The following is a 14,241-nucleotide window of genomic DNA, read 5'->3' on the forward strand; positions in this document are numbered from 1 at the left end:
ACGGTCAGGACGGCGGCTGCCAGGCGGCGGCCGCCGCGGCGGCGGTGTTGCGCAGTCGCGGGCTGATCGTGCCCAGGGCCGCGTCCCGGGCACGCAGCGCCAGCCGGCCCCGGGCCTGCAGGACCGCCGACATCCGCCGGGTCTGCCGGACCATCGTGGCCGCACGGGGGCGGCGCAACCTGTCGTACGCGGTCACCGCGTCCGGCAGCCGCGACTCCCGCAGCAGCCCGGCCAGCGTCGCCGCGTCCTCGAACGCCAGGCAGGCGCCCTGCCCGAGGTGCGGCGGCATGGCGTGCGCGGCGTCGCCGAGCAGCACCACGCCGCCCGGGCCGGCCGGGAAGCCGTACGCCTTGGGCAGCGGGCGCAGCTCGCGGATCTCCTGCTGGACGACGTCCTCCGGGTCGGTCGCCTCCAGCAGCGTCCCGATCGGGGCGGGCCAGCCCGCGAACCAGCGTTTGAGCAGCGCGAGCTGGATCTCCGGCGGCTCCGGCCGGGGCGCGCCCGCGGCGGTGGCGACCCAGTAGACGCCGCCCCGGCGGGACGCGCCCGCGGTGCCCCGCTCGCCGAGTGAGGCGGCCAGGAAGCGGTACCCGGCGCCGAGCGTCTCGCCGTGCACCGGCTGGTCGTCCGGCAGCTGCGGGGCCCGGTACCAGGGGATGACCGCCCGCCAGGCGGCGCACCCGGAGCTGACCACCGCGGTCTCCGGCGCGAGGTGCCGGCGGATCTCGCTGTCAGTGCCGTCGGCGGCCACCACCAGGTCCGCCTCGTAGGTGTGCCGTCCGTCGCCCACCGCCGGACGCTCGCCCGACGCCGCGCGTACCGTCCGCACGGTCACGCCGGTACGCAACTCGACCCGGTCGCCCAGGCCGGCGATGAGCGCGTCGTGCAGATCCTCCCGGTGCACCACCACGGGCATCCGCTCGGCCGGCGTGGACCGGGCCTGCACCAGCCAGTGGCCGTCCGGCCGGCGCACGCCGCCGTCGGGCAGCGGGGTGGCGATCGCGTCCAGCCCGTCGCCCAGCCCGAGGGCGCGCAGCGCGCGTACCCCGTTGGGCCAGAGCACCACGGCGGTTGCCTCCGGGCGGACCCGGTCGGCGCGTTCCAGCAGCGTGACCTGCCAGCCCGACCGGGCCAGCACACCGGCCGCCGCCATTCCGCCGAGGCCGGCGCCGACCACCACCGCGCTGCGCATGACTCCCCCGCTCAGCTGTCCCGGTCCGCCGGGCGCCCGCCGCCCTCGGCCCGGCCGGCGTTCGTACGCTCGGCGTCCGCCCGCTCCGGGTCGGCGCCCGTGTCGTCGCCGTCCGCCGGGTCGGCGTTCGCGCTGTCGTCGCCGTCCGTGCCGTCCGACGCGGCGTCGTCGGTGGCGGACTCGGCTCGTGCCGGTTCGTCGTCCGGCTCCGGGGGCAGCACGCCGGTCTCCCGGTACGCGTCGAACTGTTCCTCGGTCACCACGCGGTAGCCCTCGGGCGCGGCCGGCCCTGCGGTGGCCTCCCGGGCGGAGAGGTCGACCTGGGACACGTCGCCGGCCGGACCGGCCGCGGGGGCCGGCTCGCCCACCGGCACGAGGTATTCGCGGGGACCGCGGACCCGGATGAAGTAGGCCAGCGCGCCGAGGAAGACCAGCGCGGCGGTCCACACGTTGAGGCGTACGCCGAGGATCAGGTTCGCCTCGTCGGTGCGCATCAGCTCGATCCAGAACCGGCCCGCCGTGTAGCCCATCACGTAGAGCGCGAACGCCCGGCCACGCCCGAGCCGCAGTTTGCGGTCGAGGAACAGCACCAGCGCGGCGACGCCGACGTTCCAGAGCGCCTCGTAGAGGAACGTCGGGTGGTAGAGCCCCGGCTGGAGCACCGGGTTGCCGGCGTCGTCACGCAGCGCGTGACCCGGGTTGTCCGGGTCCATCACGTGCACTTCCATGCCCCACGGCAGCGTGGTCCGCCCGCCGTACAGCTCGTTGTTGAACCAGTTGCCCAGGCGGCCGACGGCCTGCGCCAGGGGCAGCCCCGGGGCCAGCGCGTCGGCGATGACGGTGAACGGGATGCCGAGCTGCCGGGCGGCGAACCACGCGCCGACCGCGCCACCGGCCACCGCGCCCCAGATGCCGAGACCGCCCTCCCAGATGTAGAGCGCCTTGATCGGCTCGCCGCCGGCGCCGAAGTATTTCTCCGGCGAGGTGATCACGTGGTAGATCCGCGCGCCGATGATGCCCGCGGGCACGGCCCAGACGGCGATGTCGAGCACCGCGCCCGGCGCCACACCGCGGCGGCGCAGCCGGTACTCGGTGACCACGCAGGCCACCACGATGCCGAGGATGATGCAGAGCGCGTACGCCCGGATCGGAACCGGACCGAGCTGCCAGACGGCGGTGCTGGGGCTGGGCATGGCCGCCAGTGGGGTCATCGGGGCGAGGGTCACGGGTGCACACGGTACCGGTGCGGACTGTGTGTGCGGCACCCCGGGCCGCCTGCCGCGCGGGTCGGATGACTTCTGGTTTGCACGGTCGTAGGCTCTTTGTCCATGAGCCCGCTCACCTGGGCGGTCGCCGCTGTCGTCACCGACGGGTCTGGCCGGCTGCTGCTCTGCCGCCGGTCCGAGGGGGCCCGCCGCTGGGGGTTGCCGGGCGGGCGGCTGCGTCACGACGAGAGCCCGCCGGACGCCGCCGTCCGGGCGGTCCGCGCGGAGACCGGCTGGGCGGTGGAGCTGGTCGACCTGGTCGGCCTCTACCGGGTCACCGACCCGGATACCTCCCCGCCGCCGGCCGGGCGGTGCGGCGGGCGGCCGGACGTGCTGGTGCACGTGTTCCGCGCCGCGCCGGCCGGTGTCGAGCCGCTGAGCGAGCCGGTGGCCGGCTGTCTGGTGCAGTGGTGGCCCGCGGAGGGGCTACCCGGTGCGCTGACCCCCACCACGCGCGCGGCGGTCGCGGACGCGCTCGCCGGGCGCTCCGGCGTGCTCCGCCGCACCGCTGCCGACGGGTCGACGGCGGAACCCGCAGACGGTCCGAGCACGCCACCCGGCCAGCGCGCGTCGCGGCCGGTGGACAGCACCAAGCGCTGACCGTCGAGGTTGCCCGACCGCTTTCCCGATCTTGGTACGAAGTGGCCCTCATAGGGGCCGTTTCGTACCAAGATCTCGGTCGGAGAGGCGGCCCGTCAGCGAGCGGGGTTGCGGACGCCTTCGGCGAGTTCGGCGCTGAGCTTGCGCAGCGCGGTCAGGCCGGCGGCCTGGTCCGGGGCGTCCAGCACGCAGCGGACGAGCGCGCTGCCCACGATCACCGCGTCGGCGTACCCGGCGACGGTGGCGGCCTGCGCGCCGGTGCCCACGCCCAGCCCGACGCCGACCGGGATGTCGGTGACCTCGCGCAGCCGGGAGACCAGGACCGGGGCCGCCTCGGAGGTCTGCGCGCGGGCGCCGGTGACGCCCATGATCGCGGTGGCGTAGACGAACCCACGGCAGTGCTCGGCGGTCATCCGCAGCCGCGCGTCGGTCGAGGACGGGGAGACCAGGAACGTGCGGTCCAGGCCGTGCGCGTCGGAGGCGGCCAGCCACTCGGCGGCCTCGTCGGGAATCAGGTCCGGCGTGACCAGGCCGGTGCCACCAGCGGCGGCCATGTCGCGGGCGAACGCGTCCACGCCGTACTGCTCGATCGGGTTCCAGTAGGTCATGGTGACCACGCTCGCCCCGGTCGCGGCGACCGCCTCGACGGCGCGCAGCGTGTCCGCGACGCGGACGCCCCCGGCGAGCGCGATGTCGCTCGCCTTCTGGATGACCGGGCCGTCCATCACCGGGTCGGAGTAGGGGATCTCCACCTCGATGACGTCCACGCCCGCCTCGACCATGGCCTTCATGGCGGCGATGCTGCCCTCGACAGTCGGGAAGCCCGCCGGCATGCAGCCGACCAGCACCGCCCGCCCGTCCGCCCGCGCCTTGTCGAAGGCGACCCCGATGCGGCTCACGCTGTCACTCCTTGTCGAGGATGCCGAAGTACGCGCCGGCGGTGTGCACGTCCTTGTCGCCCCGGCCGGACAGGTTGACCACGATCACCGGCTCCCGGCCCAGCTCCTCGGCGAGCCGGGGGGCGATGGCGCGGGCGCCTGCGAGCGCGTGTGCGCTCTCGATCGCCGGGATCACGCCCTCGGTGCGGCAGAGCAGCTCGAACGCGGCCATCGCGTCGGCGTCGTCGACCGGCAGGTAGGTGGCCCGGCCGGTGTCGTGCAGCCAGGCGTGCTCCGGGCCGACGCCCGGGTAGTCCAGGCCCGCCGAGATCGAGTGCGACTCGATGGTCTGCCCGTCGGCGTCCTGGAGGACGTACGTGCGGGTGCCGTGCAGCACGCCGGAGGAGCCGCCGGTGATGCTGGCGGCGTGCCGGCCGGTGTCGACGCCCTCGCCGCCGGCCTCGAAGCCGTAGAGCCGGACCCCGGTGTCCGGCACGAACGCGTGGAAGATGCCGAGCGCGTTGGAGCCGCCGCCGACGCAGGCCGCGACCGCGTCCGGCAGCGCGCCGGTCAGGTCCAGGCACTGCCGGCGGGCCTCCTCGCCGATGCCGCGCACGAAGTCCCGGACCATCTCCGGGAACGGGTGCGGGCCGGCGGCGGTGCCGATCAGGTAGTGGGTGTCCTCGACGTTGGCGACCCAGTCCCGCATCGCCTCGTTCATCGCGTCCTTGAGCGTGCGCGAGCCGGCGGTCACCGGGACGACAGTGGCGCCGAGCATCCGCATCCGCGCCACGTTCAGCGCCTGCCGCTCGGTGTCCACCTGGCCCATGTAGACGACGCATTCCAGGTCGAACAGCGCGGCGGCGGTGGCGGTGGCGACGCCGTGCTGGCCGGCGCCGGTCTCCGCGATGACCCGCCGCTTACCCATCCGTTTGGTCAGCAGCGCCTGGCCCAGCACGTTGCGGACCTTGTGGGCGCCGGTGTGGTTGAGGTCCTCGCGCTTGAGCAGTACCCGCGCGCCGATCTGCGCGGAGAACCGCCGGGCCTCGTAGAGCAGCGAGGGCGTGCCGGCGTAGTCGCGCAGCAGCGCGCCGAACTCGGCGAGGAAGTCCTCGTCGCCCATCGCCTTTCGGTACGCCGCGTCCAGCTCGTCCAGCGCGGCGACCAGCGCCTCGGGGACGAACCGGCCGCCGAACCGGCCGAAGTGACCGGCGGCGTCGGGGACCTGGCCGGTTGCGGGTGCGGCGCTCATCGCGGGCGTCCTCTCGGATCGGGTGCCCGGCGGCTCAGCGCACCGGGCGGGGCGTCGCCGGGTGGTTACCGGCGTTGACCAGCTCGGCGACCGCTTCGCGCGGGCTCTTCTGAGTGACCAGGCCCTCGCCCACCAGCACGGCGTCGGCGCCGGCTGAGGCGTACCGGATCAAGTCGTGCGGACCGCGCACCCCGGACTCGGCGATCTTGACGACGCTGCTCGGCAGCCCGGGCGCGATCCGCTCGAACACCGAGCGGTCGACCTCCAGGGTACGCAGGTCGCGGGCGTTCACGCCGATGACCTGGGCGCCGGCCTCCAGGGCGCGGTCCGCCTCCTCCTCGGTGTGCACCTCGACGAGCGCGGTCATGCCGAGCGACTCGATCCGCTCCAGCAGCCCGACCAGCACGTTCTGCTCCAGCGCGGCGACGATCAGCAGCACCAGGTCGGCGCCGTGCGCGCGGGCCTCGTGCACCTGGTAGCTGGAGACCACGAAGTCCTTGCGCAGCACCGGCACGTTCACCGCGGCCCGCACCGCGGCGAGGTCGTCGAGCGACCCGCCGAACCAGCGGCCCTCGGTGAGCACACTGATCGCCCGCGCGCCACCTGCCGCGTAGTCCCCGGCCAGAACGGCCGGGTCGGCGATCTCGGCCAGCCGCCCCTTGGACGGCGACGAGCGCTTCACCTCGGCGATCACGGCCACACCGGGGCGGCGCAGGGCCGCGTACGCGTCCAGCGGTGGCGGCGCGGCGGCGGCCAGTTCCCGGATCCGCTCCAGCGGAACCTGCTCCTGGCGCCGGGCCACGTCCTCGCGCACACCGGCCAGGATCTCGTCGAGCACCCCTGCGGACGGCGCCGCTCCGGCGTCGTCCCCCTCCGCGTGCGCATGCTCAGCAGTCACCAACGGACTCCCCTCTCCGGGCGTCATGGGCCGATGCTAGGGGGCGCCACCTGGCGACGAGTGCCGGGGGGTATGGCGCACCTCACGACATGGGCTGTGGCATGATGGCCGACTTCTGGTGAACGCCATGTCACGCAGCGCCACCGATGACATCGACCGTCACCCATCCCCTATCTCACCACGACCGTTCCGTGCCCGCAGGACGGGTCCCGGCGGCCGCTGTGACCAAGCTCAAGGACCTCCGGCCCTGCCCAGGTCGCCCGCGGTGCGACAGCGTTGACCTGTGCTTCACGGCGGCGAAACGTCCGCCCGGAAGCATCGTCGTCGGGCACACTCGACGCCGGCGGCTGCCGACCGTCGCCAACGATCTCGTATGGGGTGACCATGAGCGCCAACGGGCCGACCGAGACCATCGGCTTGACCACCATCTCCCGTACCGTCGCCTCGCTCGCCGTCGGCGTGGTGCACACGCTCGAACGCGCGGTGGCCGGTGACGGCCGGATGCGTACCGCCCGGGGCAACGCCTGGGAGGCGGTCTGCGCCGACCGGGCCCGCGCCGCCCAGCGCCGCGAGCTGGAGCGGCTGGTGGCCGAATTGGCCGCCGCGCGGGCCGCGGCCCGGCAGCGGCGCGACGCCCGCGAGGCGCAGCCGGTCAGCTGACCGTCGGGTCCTCGCCCCGGTCCAGCGCGTCCCACGCGTCCCGGGTGCCGCGCTCGACCGCCGGCCGGCCGGGCTCGTCCGCCGGAGCGGACCGCCGCTCGTACCGGGCGCCCATCGCCGGCCAGCCGTCGCCGCGCAGCGCGGTGAACGCGCCGCCGGCCGCCAGGGCCAGGCCGCCCGCCAGCACCAGCGCCGGCCACTGCCGGCTCACCCCGCCCTCGGTCAGGCCGATCCCGCCGCCGACCGCCACGGCCACGCCGACAGCGGCCAGCAGCACACCCAGCAGCCGGCGCAGCCGGCCCCGGGTGGCGAGCACCGCGCCACCGCCGGCGAGTCCCACGTACGTCAGTGCCAGCACCCAGGGCAGCAGCTCCGTACCGGTGCGCTCGGCCCGCCCGGACGGCAGCGACGCCCGGGCGGTCACCTCGACCGACCAGGTCCGGGTCACCGCCCAGCAGGCCAGGCCCGCGCCGGCCAGGCAGAGCAGCACCGCGTACGCGAGTTCGCGCCGCCCGCGGGCCGGCGGCGCGGTGGCGCCGGGCGCGCTCACCGGGCGGCCCGCAGCGTCTCGGCGGCCGCGATCGCGGCGAGGACGGCGGCGGCCTTGCTCCGCGTCTCCTGGTCCTCGGCGGCGGGGTCGGAATCAGCCACGATCCCGGCGCCGGCCTGCACGTAGGCGCGGCCGTCGCGGATCAGCGCGGTACGGATCGCGATGGCCATGTCCAGGTCGCCGCCGAAGGCGAAGTAGCCGACGGTGCCGCCGTAGACGCCGCGCCGCACCGGCTCCAACTCCTCGATGATCTCCATGGCCCGCACCTTGGGCGCGCCGCTGAGCGTCCCGGCCGGGAACGTCGCGGCCAGCGCGTCGAACGCGGTGCGGTCGTCGCGCAGCTCCCCGACGACTGTGGAGACGATGTGCATGACGTGGCTGTAGCGCTCGATGGTGGCGAACTCGGGCACCTCGACGGTGCCCGGCCGGCACACCCGGCCCAGGTCGTTGCGGCCCAGGTCGACGAGCATCACGTGCTCCGCGCGTTCCTTGGGGTCGGCGAGCAGCTCGGCGGCGAGCTTGGCGTCGCCGTCCGGGGAGCCGCCGCGCGGCCGGGTGCCGGCGATCGGGTGCAGCAGCGCCCGCCGCCGCCCGTCCGGCCCGGCGCTGACCTTGAGGTGCGCCTCCGGCGACGAGCCGACGATGTCGAAGCCGTCGAAGCGCAACAGGTACATGTACGGGCTGGGGTTCGTGGTGCGCAGCACCCGGTAGACGTCGAGCGGGTCGGCGTCGGTGGGGCGCTCGAAGCGCTGGCTGAGCACGATCTGGAAGCACTCGCCGGCCCGGATCGCCTCCTTGGCCGCCTCCACCGCCTCCGGGTAGGCGCCCGCGGGGGTGCGGCTGACCACCTCGCCGACGCCGGGCCGGCCGACAGTCGAGACCATGGGCGGAATCGGCCGGGACAACGCGCTGGTCATCGCGTCGAGGCGGCCGACGGCGTGGTGGTACGCGGCCTCGACCCGCTCGGCCCGGTCGGGGTCGTCCAGCGGCGGCAGCACCGCGTTGGCGACCAGGATCGCGGAGCCCTCGTAGTGGTCGAGGACCACCAGGTCGGTCGCGAGCATCATGCCCAGCTCGGGCACGTCCAGCTCGTCCTCGGTCAGCTCGGGCAGGCGCTCGAACCGGCGGACCAGGTCGTACCCGAGGTAGCCGACCAGGCCGCCGGTCAGCGGCGGCATGTCACCGGCCGGATCCCAGCCCGGCCCGGCGAGCGCGGCGACCGTCTCGCGCAGCACGGTGACCGGGTCGCCCTCGGTGGGCACGCCCGCCGGTGGCGTGCCGGTCCAGCTCGCCGTGCCGTCGCGCTCGGTGAGCGTGGCGCCGCTGCGTACCCCGATGAACGAGTAGCGCGACCAGGCCGTGCCGGCCGAGCCGACGCCCTGTTCGGCGGACTCCAGCAGGAACGTGCCGGGACCGCCGGCCAGCTTGCGGTAGACCCCGACCGGCGTCTCCGCGTCGGCGAGCAGCCGCCGGGTCACCGGCACGACCCGCCAGCGGGCGGCCAGGTCGGCGAAGGTGGACCGGTCCGGGTTGACCGTGCCGTCGGTCACGGGGTCGCCTCCGGGGAGCTGACCGGCAGTTCGGTGAAGAAGCAGGTGCGCTGCCCGGTGTGGCAGGCCGCGCCGACCTGCTCGACGCTGACCAGCAGCGCGTCGCCGTCGCAGTCGAGCGCCACCGAGCGCACGTACTGGTGGTTGCCCGAGGTGGCGCCCTTGACCCAGTACTCGCCGCGGCTGCGCGACCAGTAGGTGGCCCGCCCGGTGGTGAGCGTGCGGTGCAGCGCCTCGTCGTCCATCCAGGCGACCATCAGCACCTCGCCCGAGTCGTGGGCGCGGACCACGGCGGCGACCAGGCCGTCCGGGGTGCGGCGGAGCCGGGCCGCGACGGCCGGGTCGAGCCGGGACGGACGGGCCGGTCCGGGAGCGGGGGCGCCGGTCAGCGGCGCGTCAGGGGCGGGCACGGTTGACCATTCTCCCGCACGCGGTCCGGGCACCGCCGACGTGTCCCGGGAGGCGGGCGTCACCGTCCCCAGCGCCCGGCCCAGCCCGCCGAGGTAGCGGTCCACCCGGCCGTCGACCAGCGCCTCGGCCAGATCCGCGCCGTGGGTGGCGGCGATCTCGTCGGCGTACGGGCGGATCAGCGGGAGGATGCCGGTGACCAGCCGTCCGGCGGCGGCGCCGACCTCGGCCGGGTCACCGGCGCGCAGCCCGAGGCAGAGCAGCATGTCGTGGCGGTAGCCGGGCGGGGCGACCGGCAGGTCCAGCGCGGCGGTCAGGGCGGCCCGGCGGGACACCACACGGACGGTCGGGTTGGCCGGCCGCAGCACCGAGGGGCAGAGCCGGGCCAGGTCGGCCGCGGCGAGCCGGACCCCGACCGGGTCGTCGGCGACGCGGGCCGCGGCGACCTTGCCCAGCGTCGCGATCAGCTCCTCCAGGCGCGGCTCGTCGGCGGGCTGGCAGAGCACCGGCAGGTCGATCCGGCGACGCCATTCCGGTACGGCCCACAGCAGCCGGGCGGGCGCGGTGACCGGGAGCCCGAACGCCCAGTCGGCGGGCTGGCCCAGGCGGCGTACCCAGGAGCGGATGTCGCGGGCGGCCACGGAGACGTGCACGAGGCGACCGGCGAACTCGGTCAGGTACGCCCGCCGGGCCGCGTACGGCGTGCCGCGGCGGGACGTGGCCTGTCGGGCGCCCGCGCCGGCGGCCCGTCCGTCGTCGGCGGCCACGAGCACGTCCACGTCCACGTCGCTGTGCTCGGTGGCGGCCCGCCGGGCATGGCTGCCGCGCAGCATGATCCCGACGACCGGCCGGTCGGCGGCCTGCCGCAGGCGGGCGGCCCAGTCGTCGAGGAACGCGGTGTCGGGCAACTGCGCTGGACCCACGGCGCCATGGTGCCGAAATCCGATCTTCACCGCAATGACCGTTGCCGGACCCCGTGTCCGCCACTGGGGCGTTCAGCCGGATTCCTCCTCGGCCCGGCGGTACGCGTCGATCTTGTGTTCGAGGACCTTCAGGTCCTCCTCCAGCTCGGCCATCCGGGCCAGTACACGGGCCCGGTGCGCCTCGAACAGCGCCCGTCGCGCGCCGAGCGTGCTGTCGCCGTGCCGGGCCAGTTCGGCGTAGCGGCGCATGTCGCGCACCGGCATCCCGGTGCGGCGCAGCCGGGTGAGCAGGAACAGCCAGTTGACGTCGGACTCGGTGTAGCGCCGGCGGCCCGACGAGTCCCGCCCGACGCGGCCCACCAGGCCCTCCTGCTCGTACCAGCGCAGCGTGTAGGTGGTCAGGCCGACCCGTTCCGCCGCCTCACCCACGGTGAGGCTCATCTCCCGCGTGCTGATGTCCACGTCCTCCAGGCTTCCAGTTCGAGCGCACTCGAAGTCAAGTACCTCGTTGCCCTCGGGGAGGAATTCACCTACCGTTGAGTTCAACGGGCGATGAATTGACGGAGGCGAGCATGGACGACGCGGTGTCGGTCCGCGAGCTGGTGGTCGACCGGGGCGGGCGGCGGGTGCTGCACGGCATCACCTGCGGGGTGCCCCGGGGCACCGTGACCGGGCTGCTCGGGCCCAGCGGCAGCGGCAAGACCACGCTGATGCGCGCGGTGGTCGGCGTGCAGACGGTCGGCTCCGGCGCGGTCGACGTGCTCGGCCGCCCCGCCGGCTCGGCCGACCTGCGCCGCCGGGTGGGCTACCTGACCCAGGCGCCGAGCGTCTACGCCGACCTGACCGTGCGGGAGAACGCCCGCTACTTCGCGGTGCTCCAGGGCCGGGGCCGCGCCGAGGCCGACCGCGCGGTGAACGACGTCGGCCTGGCGAGCGCGGCCGACCAGCTCGTCGGCACGCTCTCCGGCGGCCAGCGCAGCCGCGCCTCGCTCGCCTGCGCGCTCGTCGGCGAACCGGAACTGGTGGTCCTCGACGAACCCACTGTCGGCCAGGATCCGGTGCTGCGGGCCGACCTGTGGGCCCGGTTCCACGCCATGGCCGCGAACGGCACCACGCTGCTGGTGTCCAGCCACGTGATGGACGAGGCCGCCCGCTGCGACCGGCTGCTGCTCATCCGCGAGGGCCGGCTGGTGGCCGACGACACCCCGGCCGCGGTCCGCGCCGCCACCGGGACCGACGACCTGGAGGAGGCGTTCCTGCGCCTGATCCGCGACGCCGAGGGAGAGGCGCGATGAACGGACGGATCCTGGCCGCCACCACCGGGCGCATCCTGCGCCAGCTCCGGCACGACCGGCGGACCGTGGCGCTGCTCGTGGTGGTGCCGTCGGTGCTGCTCACGCTCGTCTACTTCATGTACGTCGACCAGCCCGCCCCGCCCGGCGCGCCGAGCACGTTCGACCGGGTGGCCCTGATCATGCTGGGCTTCTTCCCGTTCATCATCATGTTCCTGGTGACCAGCATCGCCATGCTCCGCGAGCGCACCACGGGCACGCTGGAGCGCCTGCTCACCACGCCGCTGGGCAAGCTCGACCTGCTGTTCGGGTACGGGATCGCGTTCGGCCTGGCCGGAGTGCTCCAGTCCACTGTCGCCTCGATCGTCGCGTACCGGGTGTTCGGGCTGGAGACCGCGGGCAGCGCGTGGCTGGTCGTGCTGATAGCCGGTGTGAACGCGGTGCTCGCGGTGGCGCTCGGGCTGTTCTGCTCGGCGTTCGCCCGCACCGAGTTCCAGGCGGTCCAGTTCATGCCGGTGGTGGTGGCCCCGCAACTGCTGCTGTGCGGCCTGTTCGTGCCGCGCGACCAGATGGCCGGCTGGCTCCAGGCGGTCAGCGACGCGCTGCCCCTCTCGTACGCGGTCGAGGCGCTGCAGGAGGTCGGCGCGCACGCCGAGCCGACCGGGACGATGTGGCGGGACGTGGCGATCGTGGCCGGGGCGGCGGTGGCGGCGCTGGTGCTGGCCGCCGCGACGCTGCGCCGGCGCAGCGGGTGAGCGCGCGGCGCACCGGGCGGCGGCCCGGCAGCCCGGACACCCGGGAGGCCATCCTCGCCGCGGCGCGGGAGGCGTTCGCCGAGCGCGGCTTCGACGCCGCGTCGATCCGGGCGATCGCCACCGCGGCCGGTGTGGACCCGGCGCTCGTGCACCACTACTTCGGCGGCAAGGAGGAGCTGTTCCGGGCCGCGACGGCGTTCCCGGCCGACCCGGGGCGGCTGCTGCCGGCGGTGCTGGCGGGCGACCGGGACGGCGTCGGCGAGCGGCTGGTCCGGGTGTTCCTGGAGGTCTGGGACTCGCCGGTCGGCGCCGCCGGGGTGGCGCTGCTGCGCTCGGCGGTGAGCAACGACTGGACCGCCCGGCTGCTGCGCGAGTTCCTGGTGACACAGGTGCTGCGCCCGGTTCTGGACCACCTCGCCGTCGACCCGGCGCAGCGCCCGCTGCGCGGCGGACTGGTCGCCACCCAGCTCGCCGGGCTGGCCATGATGCGGTACGTACTCCGCTTCGACGCGGTCGCCGACGCCGAGCCGGCGACGCTCGTGGCCGCCGCCGGTCCGACGGTCCAGCGTTACCTCACCGGCGACATCACCTGAGCCCGGCCGGGCCTGCCACGTCACTCACCCGGGGGCAGAGCATCGGGTGCAGCAGGCGGGACAGCTCCGCCACGTCGGCGACGGGCCGGGGGAAGGCGAGCCGGGCCCGCCGGGTCGCGCCGGGCCGCCCGTGCGCGACCAGCAACCCGTACCTGTCGATCCGGACCACCCGGGGAACCTGGTCGCCGGGCAGGTCGAGCCGCCGCCGCAGGTAGTCGCCGACCTGCTCGGCGTGGTGGTCGGCCAGGTCCGCCAACAGGTCGGCCTCGACCGGGTGCAGCGGGTCCGGCTCGGCCTCCGCGTACGCCTCCGGGTCGACCCGGCGCACGCGCCCGGCGCGCTCCCAGCGGGCCTCGGCCACCTCGAAGCGGTGCAGGTGGAACCGGCTGCCCACGTCGAGCAGGTCGCCGGCCGGGTCGGTGGCGGCGAAGTCGACCGCCGCGTCGCGCGCCTCGTCCCCGTTCAGCCGGGCGGCCCAGCCGGACACCCAGGCCCGGCCGAGCGAGGGCGCCCCGGCCGCGGGCGGCAGGTCGAGCACGTCGAGCACGGTGGCCACGTCGGTGTCCCCCGCCGGCGGCACGAGCGCGGCGGCGAGGTCACTGACCACGGGTACGAGCAGCAGCACCCGCCCGTCGGGGTCGAGGGCGTGCCGGACCTGGTGCGGGCCGGGATGCCGGGCCAGGTGGACGAGGGCGGGCAACCGGCCCGCCACCAAAGTTCGCACGATCTCCGCCGGGCTGGGCCGCATGATCCCGACCTCCTCAACATAGGTTAGCCTTACCTAAGAAGTAGGCTAGACGATCGGAGACGTCGACGTGAACCACCCCCGGCCCAAGGCCCGGCTCTCCCGAGCCCTCGGCATCCCGCTGACCCGCAAGTGCGTGCGGTACTTCGAGCGGCGGCCCTATCCCCCGGGTGTGCACGGCCGATCCCGCCGTACCACCTCCGACTATCAGGTGCGGCTCCTGGAGAAGCAGCGGCTGCGCCACCAGTACAACGTCAGCGAGGCCCAGCTGCGCCGGCTGTTCGACGAGGCCGCCCGGGGCGCCGGCAAGACCGGCGAGACGCTCGTCGCCCTGCTGGAGCGGCGCCTCGACGCGGTGGTGCTGCGCGCCGGGCTGGCGCGCAGCATCTACCAGGCCCGCCAACTCGTCGCGCACGGCCACATCACGGTCGACGGGCGCAAGGTCGACCGCCCGTCGTACCGGCTGCGTCCCGGCCAGGTGATCGGCGTACGCGAGCGCAGCCGCGCGCTGCCGCCGTTCCAGCTCGCCGCCGCCGGCGCGCACGCCGACGAGCAGCCCCGGCCGTACCTGTCGGCGCAGCCGGGCGAGCTGCGCGCCACGCTGGTGCGCGAACCGGCCCGGCACGAGGTGCCGGTGATGTGCGACGAGCAGCTGGTGGTGGAGTTCTACTCCCGCTGAC

The 14,241-nt window shown here is 75.2% G+C and carries 16 protein-coding genes and 1 pseudogene; 6 read left to right on the top strand and 11 right to left on the bottom strand.

From position 1 onward, the window contains the following. Nucleotides 1–4: 4 nt before the first annotated feature. Both F8279_RS09130 and lgt read right to left on the bottom strand, forming a co-directional pair. Nucleotides 5–1,192, bottom strand: a complete 1,188-nt coding sequence (locus F8279_RS09130) for an NAD(P)/FAD-dependent oxidoreductase (RefSeq protein WP_013287548.1) — start codon at nt 1,190–1,192, stop codon at nt 5–7. Between the two features lie 11 nt (nt 1,193–1,203). Beyond that, nucleotides 1,204–2,418 (bottom strand): prolipoprotein diacylglyceryl transferase, encoded by a 1,215-nt coding sequence (gene lgt, locus F8279_RS09135; RefSeq protein WP_151499668.1) that lies wholly within the window; start codon nt 2,416–2,418, stop codon nt 1,204–1,206. Between the two features lie 102 nt (nt 2,419–2,520). Here lgt and F8279_RS09140 point away from each other — a divergent pair, with 102 nt between their 5' ends. Continuing rightward, entirely contained in the window at nt 2,521–3,057 is a 537-nt protein-coding gene (locus F8279_RS09140) for an NUDIX hydrolase (RefSeq protein ID WP_151499669.1), read from the top strand. 95 nt (nt 3,058–3,152) lie between these two features. Here the strand turns inward: F8279_RS09140 and trpA are convergent, their stop codons facing one another. The 3 genes from trpA to trpC are packed head-to-tail and all read right to left on the bottom strand — an operon-like array spanning nt 3,153 to nt 6,025. Next, the gene (gene trpA / locus F8279_RS09145) at nt 3,153–3,956 is read right to left on the bottom strand and encodes a tryptophan synthase subunit alpha (RefSeq protein WP_151499670.1); all 804 of its coding nucleotides are present in this window, start codon (nt 3,954–3,956) and stop codon (nt 3,153–3,155) included. A gap of 4 nt (nt 3,957–3,960) precedes the next feature. After that, nucleotides 3,961–5,187 carry a tryptophan synthase subunit beta gene (gene trpB, locus F8279_RS09150; RefSeq protein WP_091420653.1) on the bottom strand — a complete coding sequence of 409 codons (1,227 nt, stop codon included), beginning with the start codon at nt 5,185–5,187 and terminating at the stop codon, nt 3,961–3,963. Between the two features lie 34 nt (nt 5,188–5,221). After that, entirely contained in the window at nt 5,222–6,025 is an 804-nt protein-coding gene (gene trpC / locus F8279_RS09155; protein WP_175438750.1) for an indole-3-glycerol phosphate synthase TrpC, read from the bottom strand. A gap of 444 nt (nt 6,026–6,469) precedes the next feature. Here trpC and F8279_RS09160 point away from each other — a divergent pair, with 444 nt between their 5' ends. Then, nucleotides 6,470–6,745, top strand: coding sequence for a hypothetical protein (locus tag F8279_RS09160; RefSeq protein ID WP_091421949.1), 276 nt, complete (start codon nt 6,470–6,472; stop codon nt 6,743–6,745). Here the strand turns inward: F8279_RS09160 and F8279_RS09165 are convergent. The 5 genes and pseudogenes from F8279_RS09165 to F8279_RS09180 all read right to left on the bottom strand — a co-directional run bounded on the left by F8279_RS09165 (nt 6,738) and on the right by F8279_RS09180 (nt 10,638). Then, nucleotides 6,738–7,295, bottom strand: a complete 558-nt coding sequence (locus F8279_RS09165) for a Trp biosynthesis-associated membrane protein (RefSeq protein WP_151499671.1) — start codon at nt 7,293–7,295, stop codon at nt 6,738–6,740. The genes F8279_RS09160 and F8279_RS09165 overlap by 8 nt on opposite strands. Next, entirely contained in the window at nt 7,292–8,845 is a 1,554-nt protein-coding gene (locus tag F8279_RS09170; RefSeq protein WP_091420663.1) for an anthranilate synthase component I, read from the bottom strand. Before F8279_RS09170 ends, F8279_RS09165 begins: the two co-directional genes overlap by 4 nt. Beyond that, a complete protein-coding gene (hisI, locus tag F8279_RS30540; RefSeq protein WP_091421954.1) occupies nt 8,842–9,255 on the bottom strand; it encodes a phosphoribosyl-AMP cyclohydrolase in 414 nt (137 codons plus the stop codon). The genes F8279_RS09170 and hisI overlap by 4 nt, the downstream gene beginning before the upstream one ends. Before the next feature lie 180 nt (nt 9,256–9,435). Beyond that, nucleotides 9,436–10,086 (bottom strand): annotated as a pseudogene (locus F8279_RS30545) (phosphoribosyl-AMP cyclohydrolase); the annotation flags it as partial. Nucleotides 10,087–10,248: 162 nt separating this feature from the next. After that, nucleotides 10,249–10,638, bottom strand: a complete 390-nt coding sequence (locus tag F8279_RS09180) for a MerR family transcriptional regulator (RefSeq protein ID WP_013287558.1) — start codon at nt 10,636–10,638, stop codon at nt 10,249–10,251. A gap of 110 nt (nt 10,639–10,748) precedes the next feature. Here F8279_RS09180 and F8279_RS09185 point away from each other — a divergent pair, with 110 nt between their 5' ends. The 3 genes from F8279_RS09185 to F8279_RS09195 are packed head-to-tail and all read left to right on the top strand — an operon-like array spanning nt 10,749 to nt 12,816. Beyond that, a complete protein-coding gene (locus tag F8279_RS09185; RefSeq protein WP_091420667.1) occupies nt 10,749–11,471 on the top strand; it encodes an ABC transporter ATP-binding protein in 723 nt (240 codons plus the stop codon). Further along, nucleotides 11,468–12,223, top strand: a complete 756-nt coding sequence (locus F8279_RS09190) for an ABC transporter permease (protein WP_151499672.1) — start codon at nt 11,468–11,470, stop codon at nt 12,221–12,223. Before F8279_RS09185 ends, F8279_RS09190 begins: the two co-directional genes overlap by 4 nt. Next, a complete protein-coding gene (locus F8279_RS09195) occupies nt 12,220–12,816 on the top strand; it encodes a TetR family transcriptional regulator (protein ID WP_091420671.1) in 597 nt (198 codons plus the stop codon). The genes F8279_RS09190 and F8279_RS09195 overlap by 4 nt, the downstream gene beginning before the upstream one ends. Here the strand turns inward: F8279_RS09195 and F8279_RS09200 are convergent. Continuing rightward, complete coding sequence (locus F8279_RS09200; protein ID WP_151499673.1) at nt 12,809–13,564, bottom strand: DUF2470 domain-containing protein; 756 nt, start codon at nt 13,562–13,564, stop codon at nt 12,809–12,811. The two genes, F8279_RS09195 and F8279_RS09200, sit on opposite strands and share 8 nt — an antisense overlap. Nucleotides 13,565–13,631: 67 nt before the next feature. Here F8279_RS09200 and rpsD point away from each other — a divergent pair, with 67 nt between their 5' ends. Next, complete coding sequence (rpsD, locus tag F8279_RS09205; RefSeq protein WP_151499675.1) at nt 13,632–14,240, top strand: 30S ribosomal protein S4; 609 nt, start codon at nt 13,632–13,634, stop codon at nt 14,238–14,240. Nucleotide 14,241: the final 1 nt, after the last annotated feature.

Source organism: Micromonospora sp. AMSO1212t (genome assembly GCF_008868145.1).
Taxonomy (GTDB): Bacteria; Actinomycetota; Actinomycetes; order Mycobacteriales; family Micromonosporaceae; genus Micromonospora; species Micromonospora tulbaghiae.

Bases quoted from the DNA above. Each gene is read 5' to 3' on its own strand.
- F8279_RS09130 (WP_013287548.1), bottom strand. From the start codon at position 1,192: ATGCGCAGCGCGGTGGTGGTCGGCGCCGGCCTCGGCGGAATGGCGGCG.
- F8279_RS09140 (WP_151499669.1), top strand. From the start codon at position 2,521: ATGAGCCCGCTCACCTGGGCGGTCGCCGCTGTCGTCACCGACGGGTCT.
- F8279_RS09190 (WP_151499672.1), top strand. From the start codon at position 11,468: ATGAACGGACGGATCCTGGCCGCCACCACCGGGCGCATCCTGCGCCAG.
- trpB (WP_091420653.1), bottom strand. From the start codon at position 5,187: ATGAGCGCCGCACCCGCAACCGGCCAGGTCCCCGACGCCGCCGGTCAC.
- F8279_RS09185 (WP_091420667.1), top strand. From the start codon at position 10,749: ATGGACGACGCGGTGTCGGTCCGCGAGCTGGTGGTCGACCGGGGCGGG.
- F8279_RS09200 (WP_151499673.1), bottom strand. From the start codon at position 13,564: ATGCGGCCCAGCCCGGCGGAGATCGTGCGAACTTTGGTGGCGGGCCGG.
- F8279_RS09160 (WP_091421949.1), top strand. From the start codon at position 6,470: ATGAGCGCCAACGGGCCGACCGAGACCATCGGCTTGACCACCATCTCC.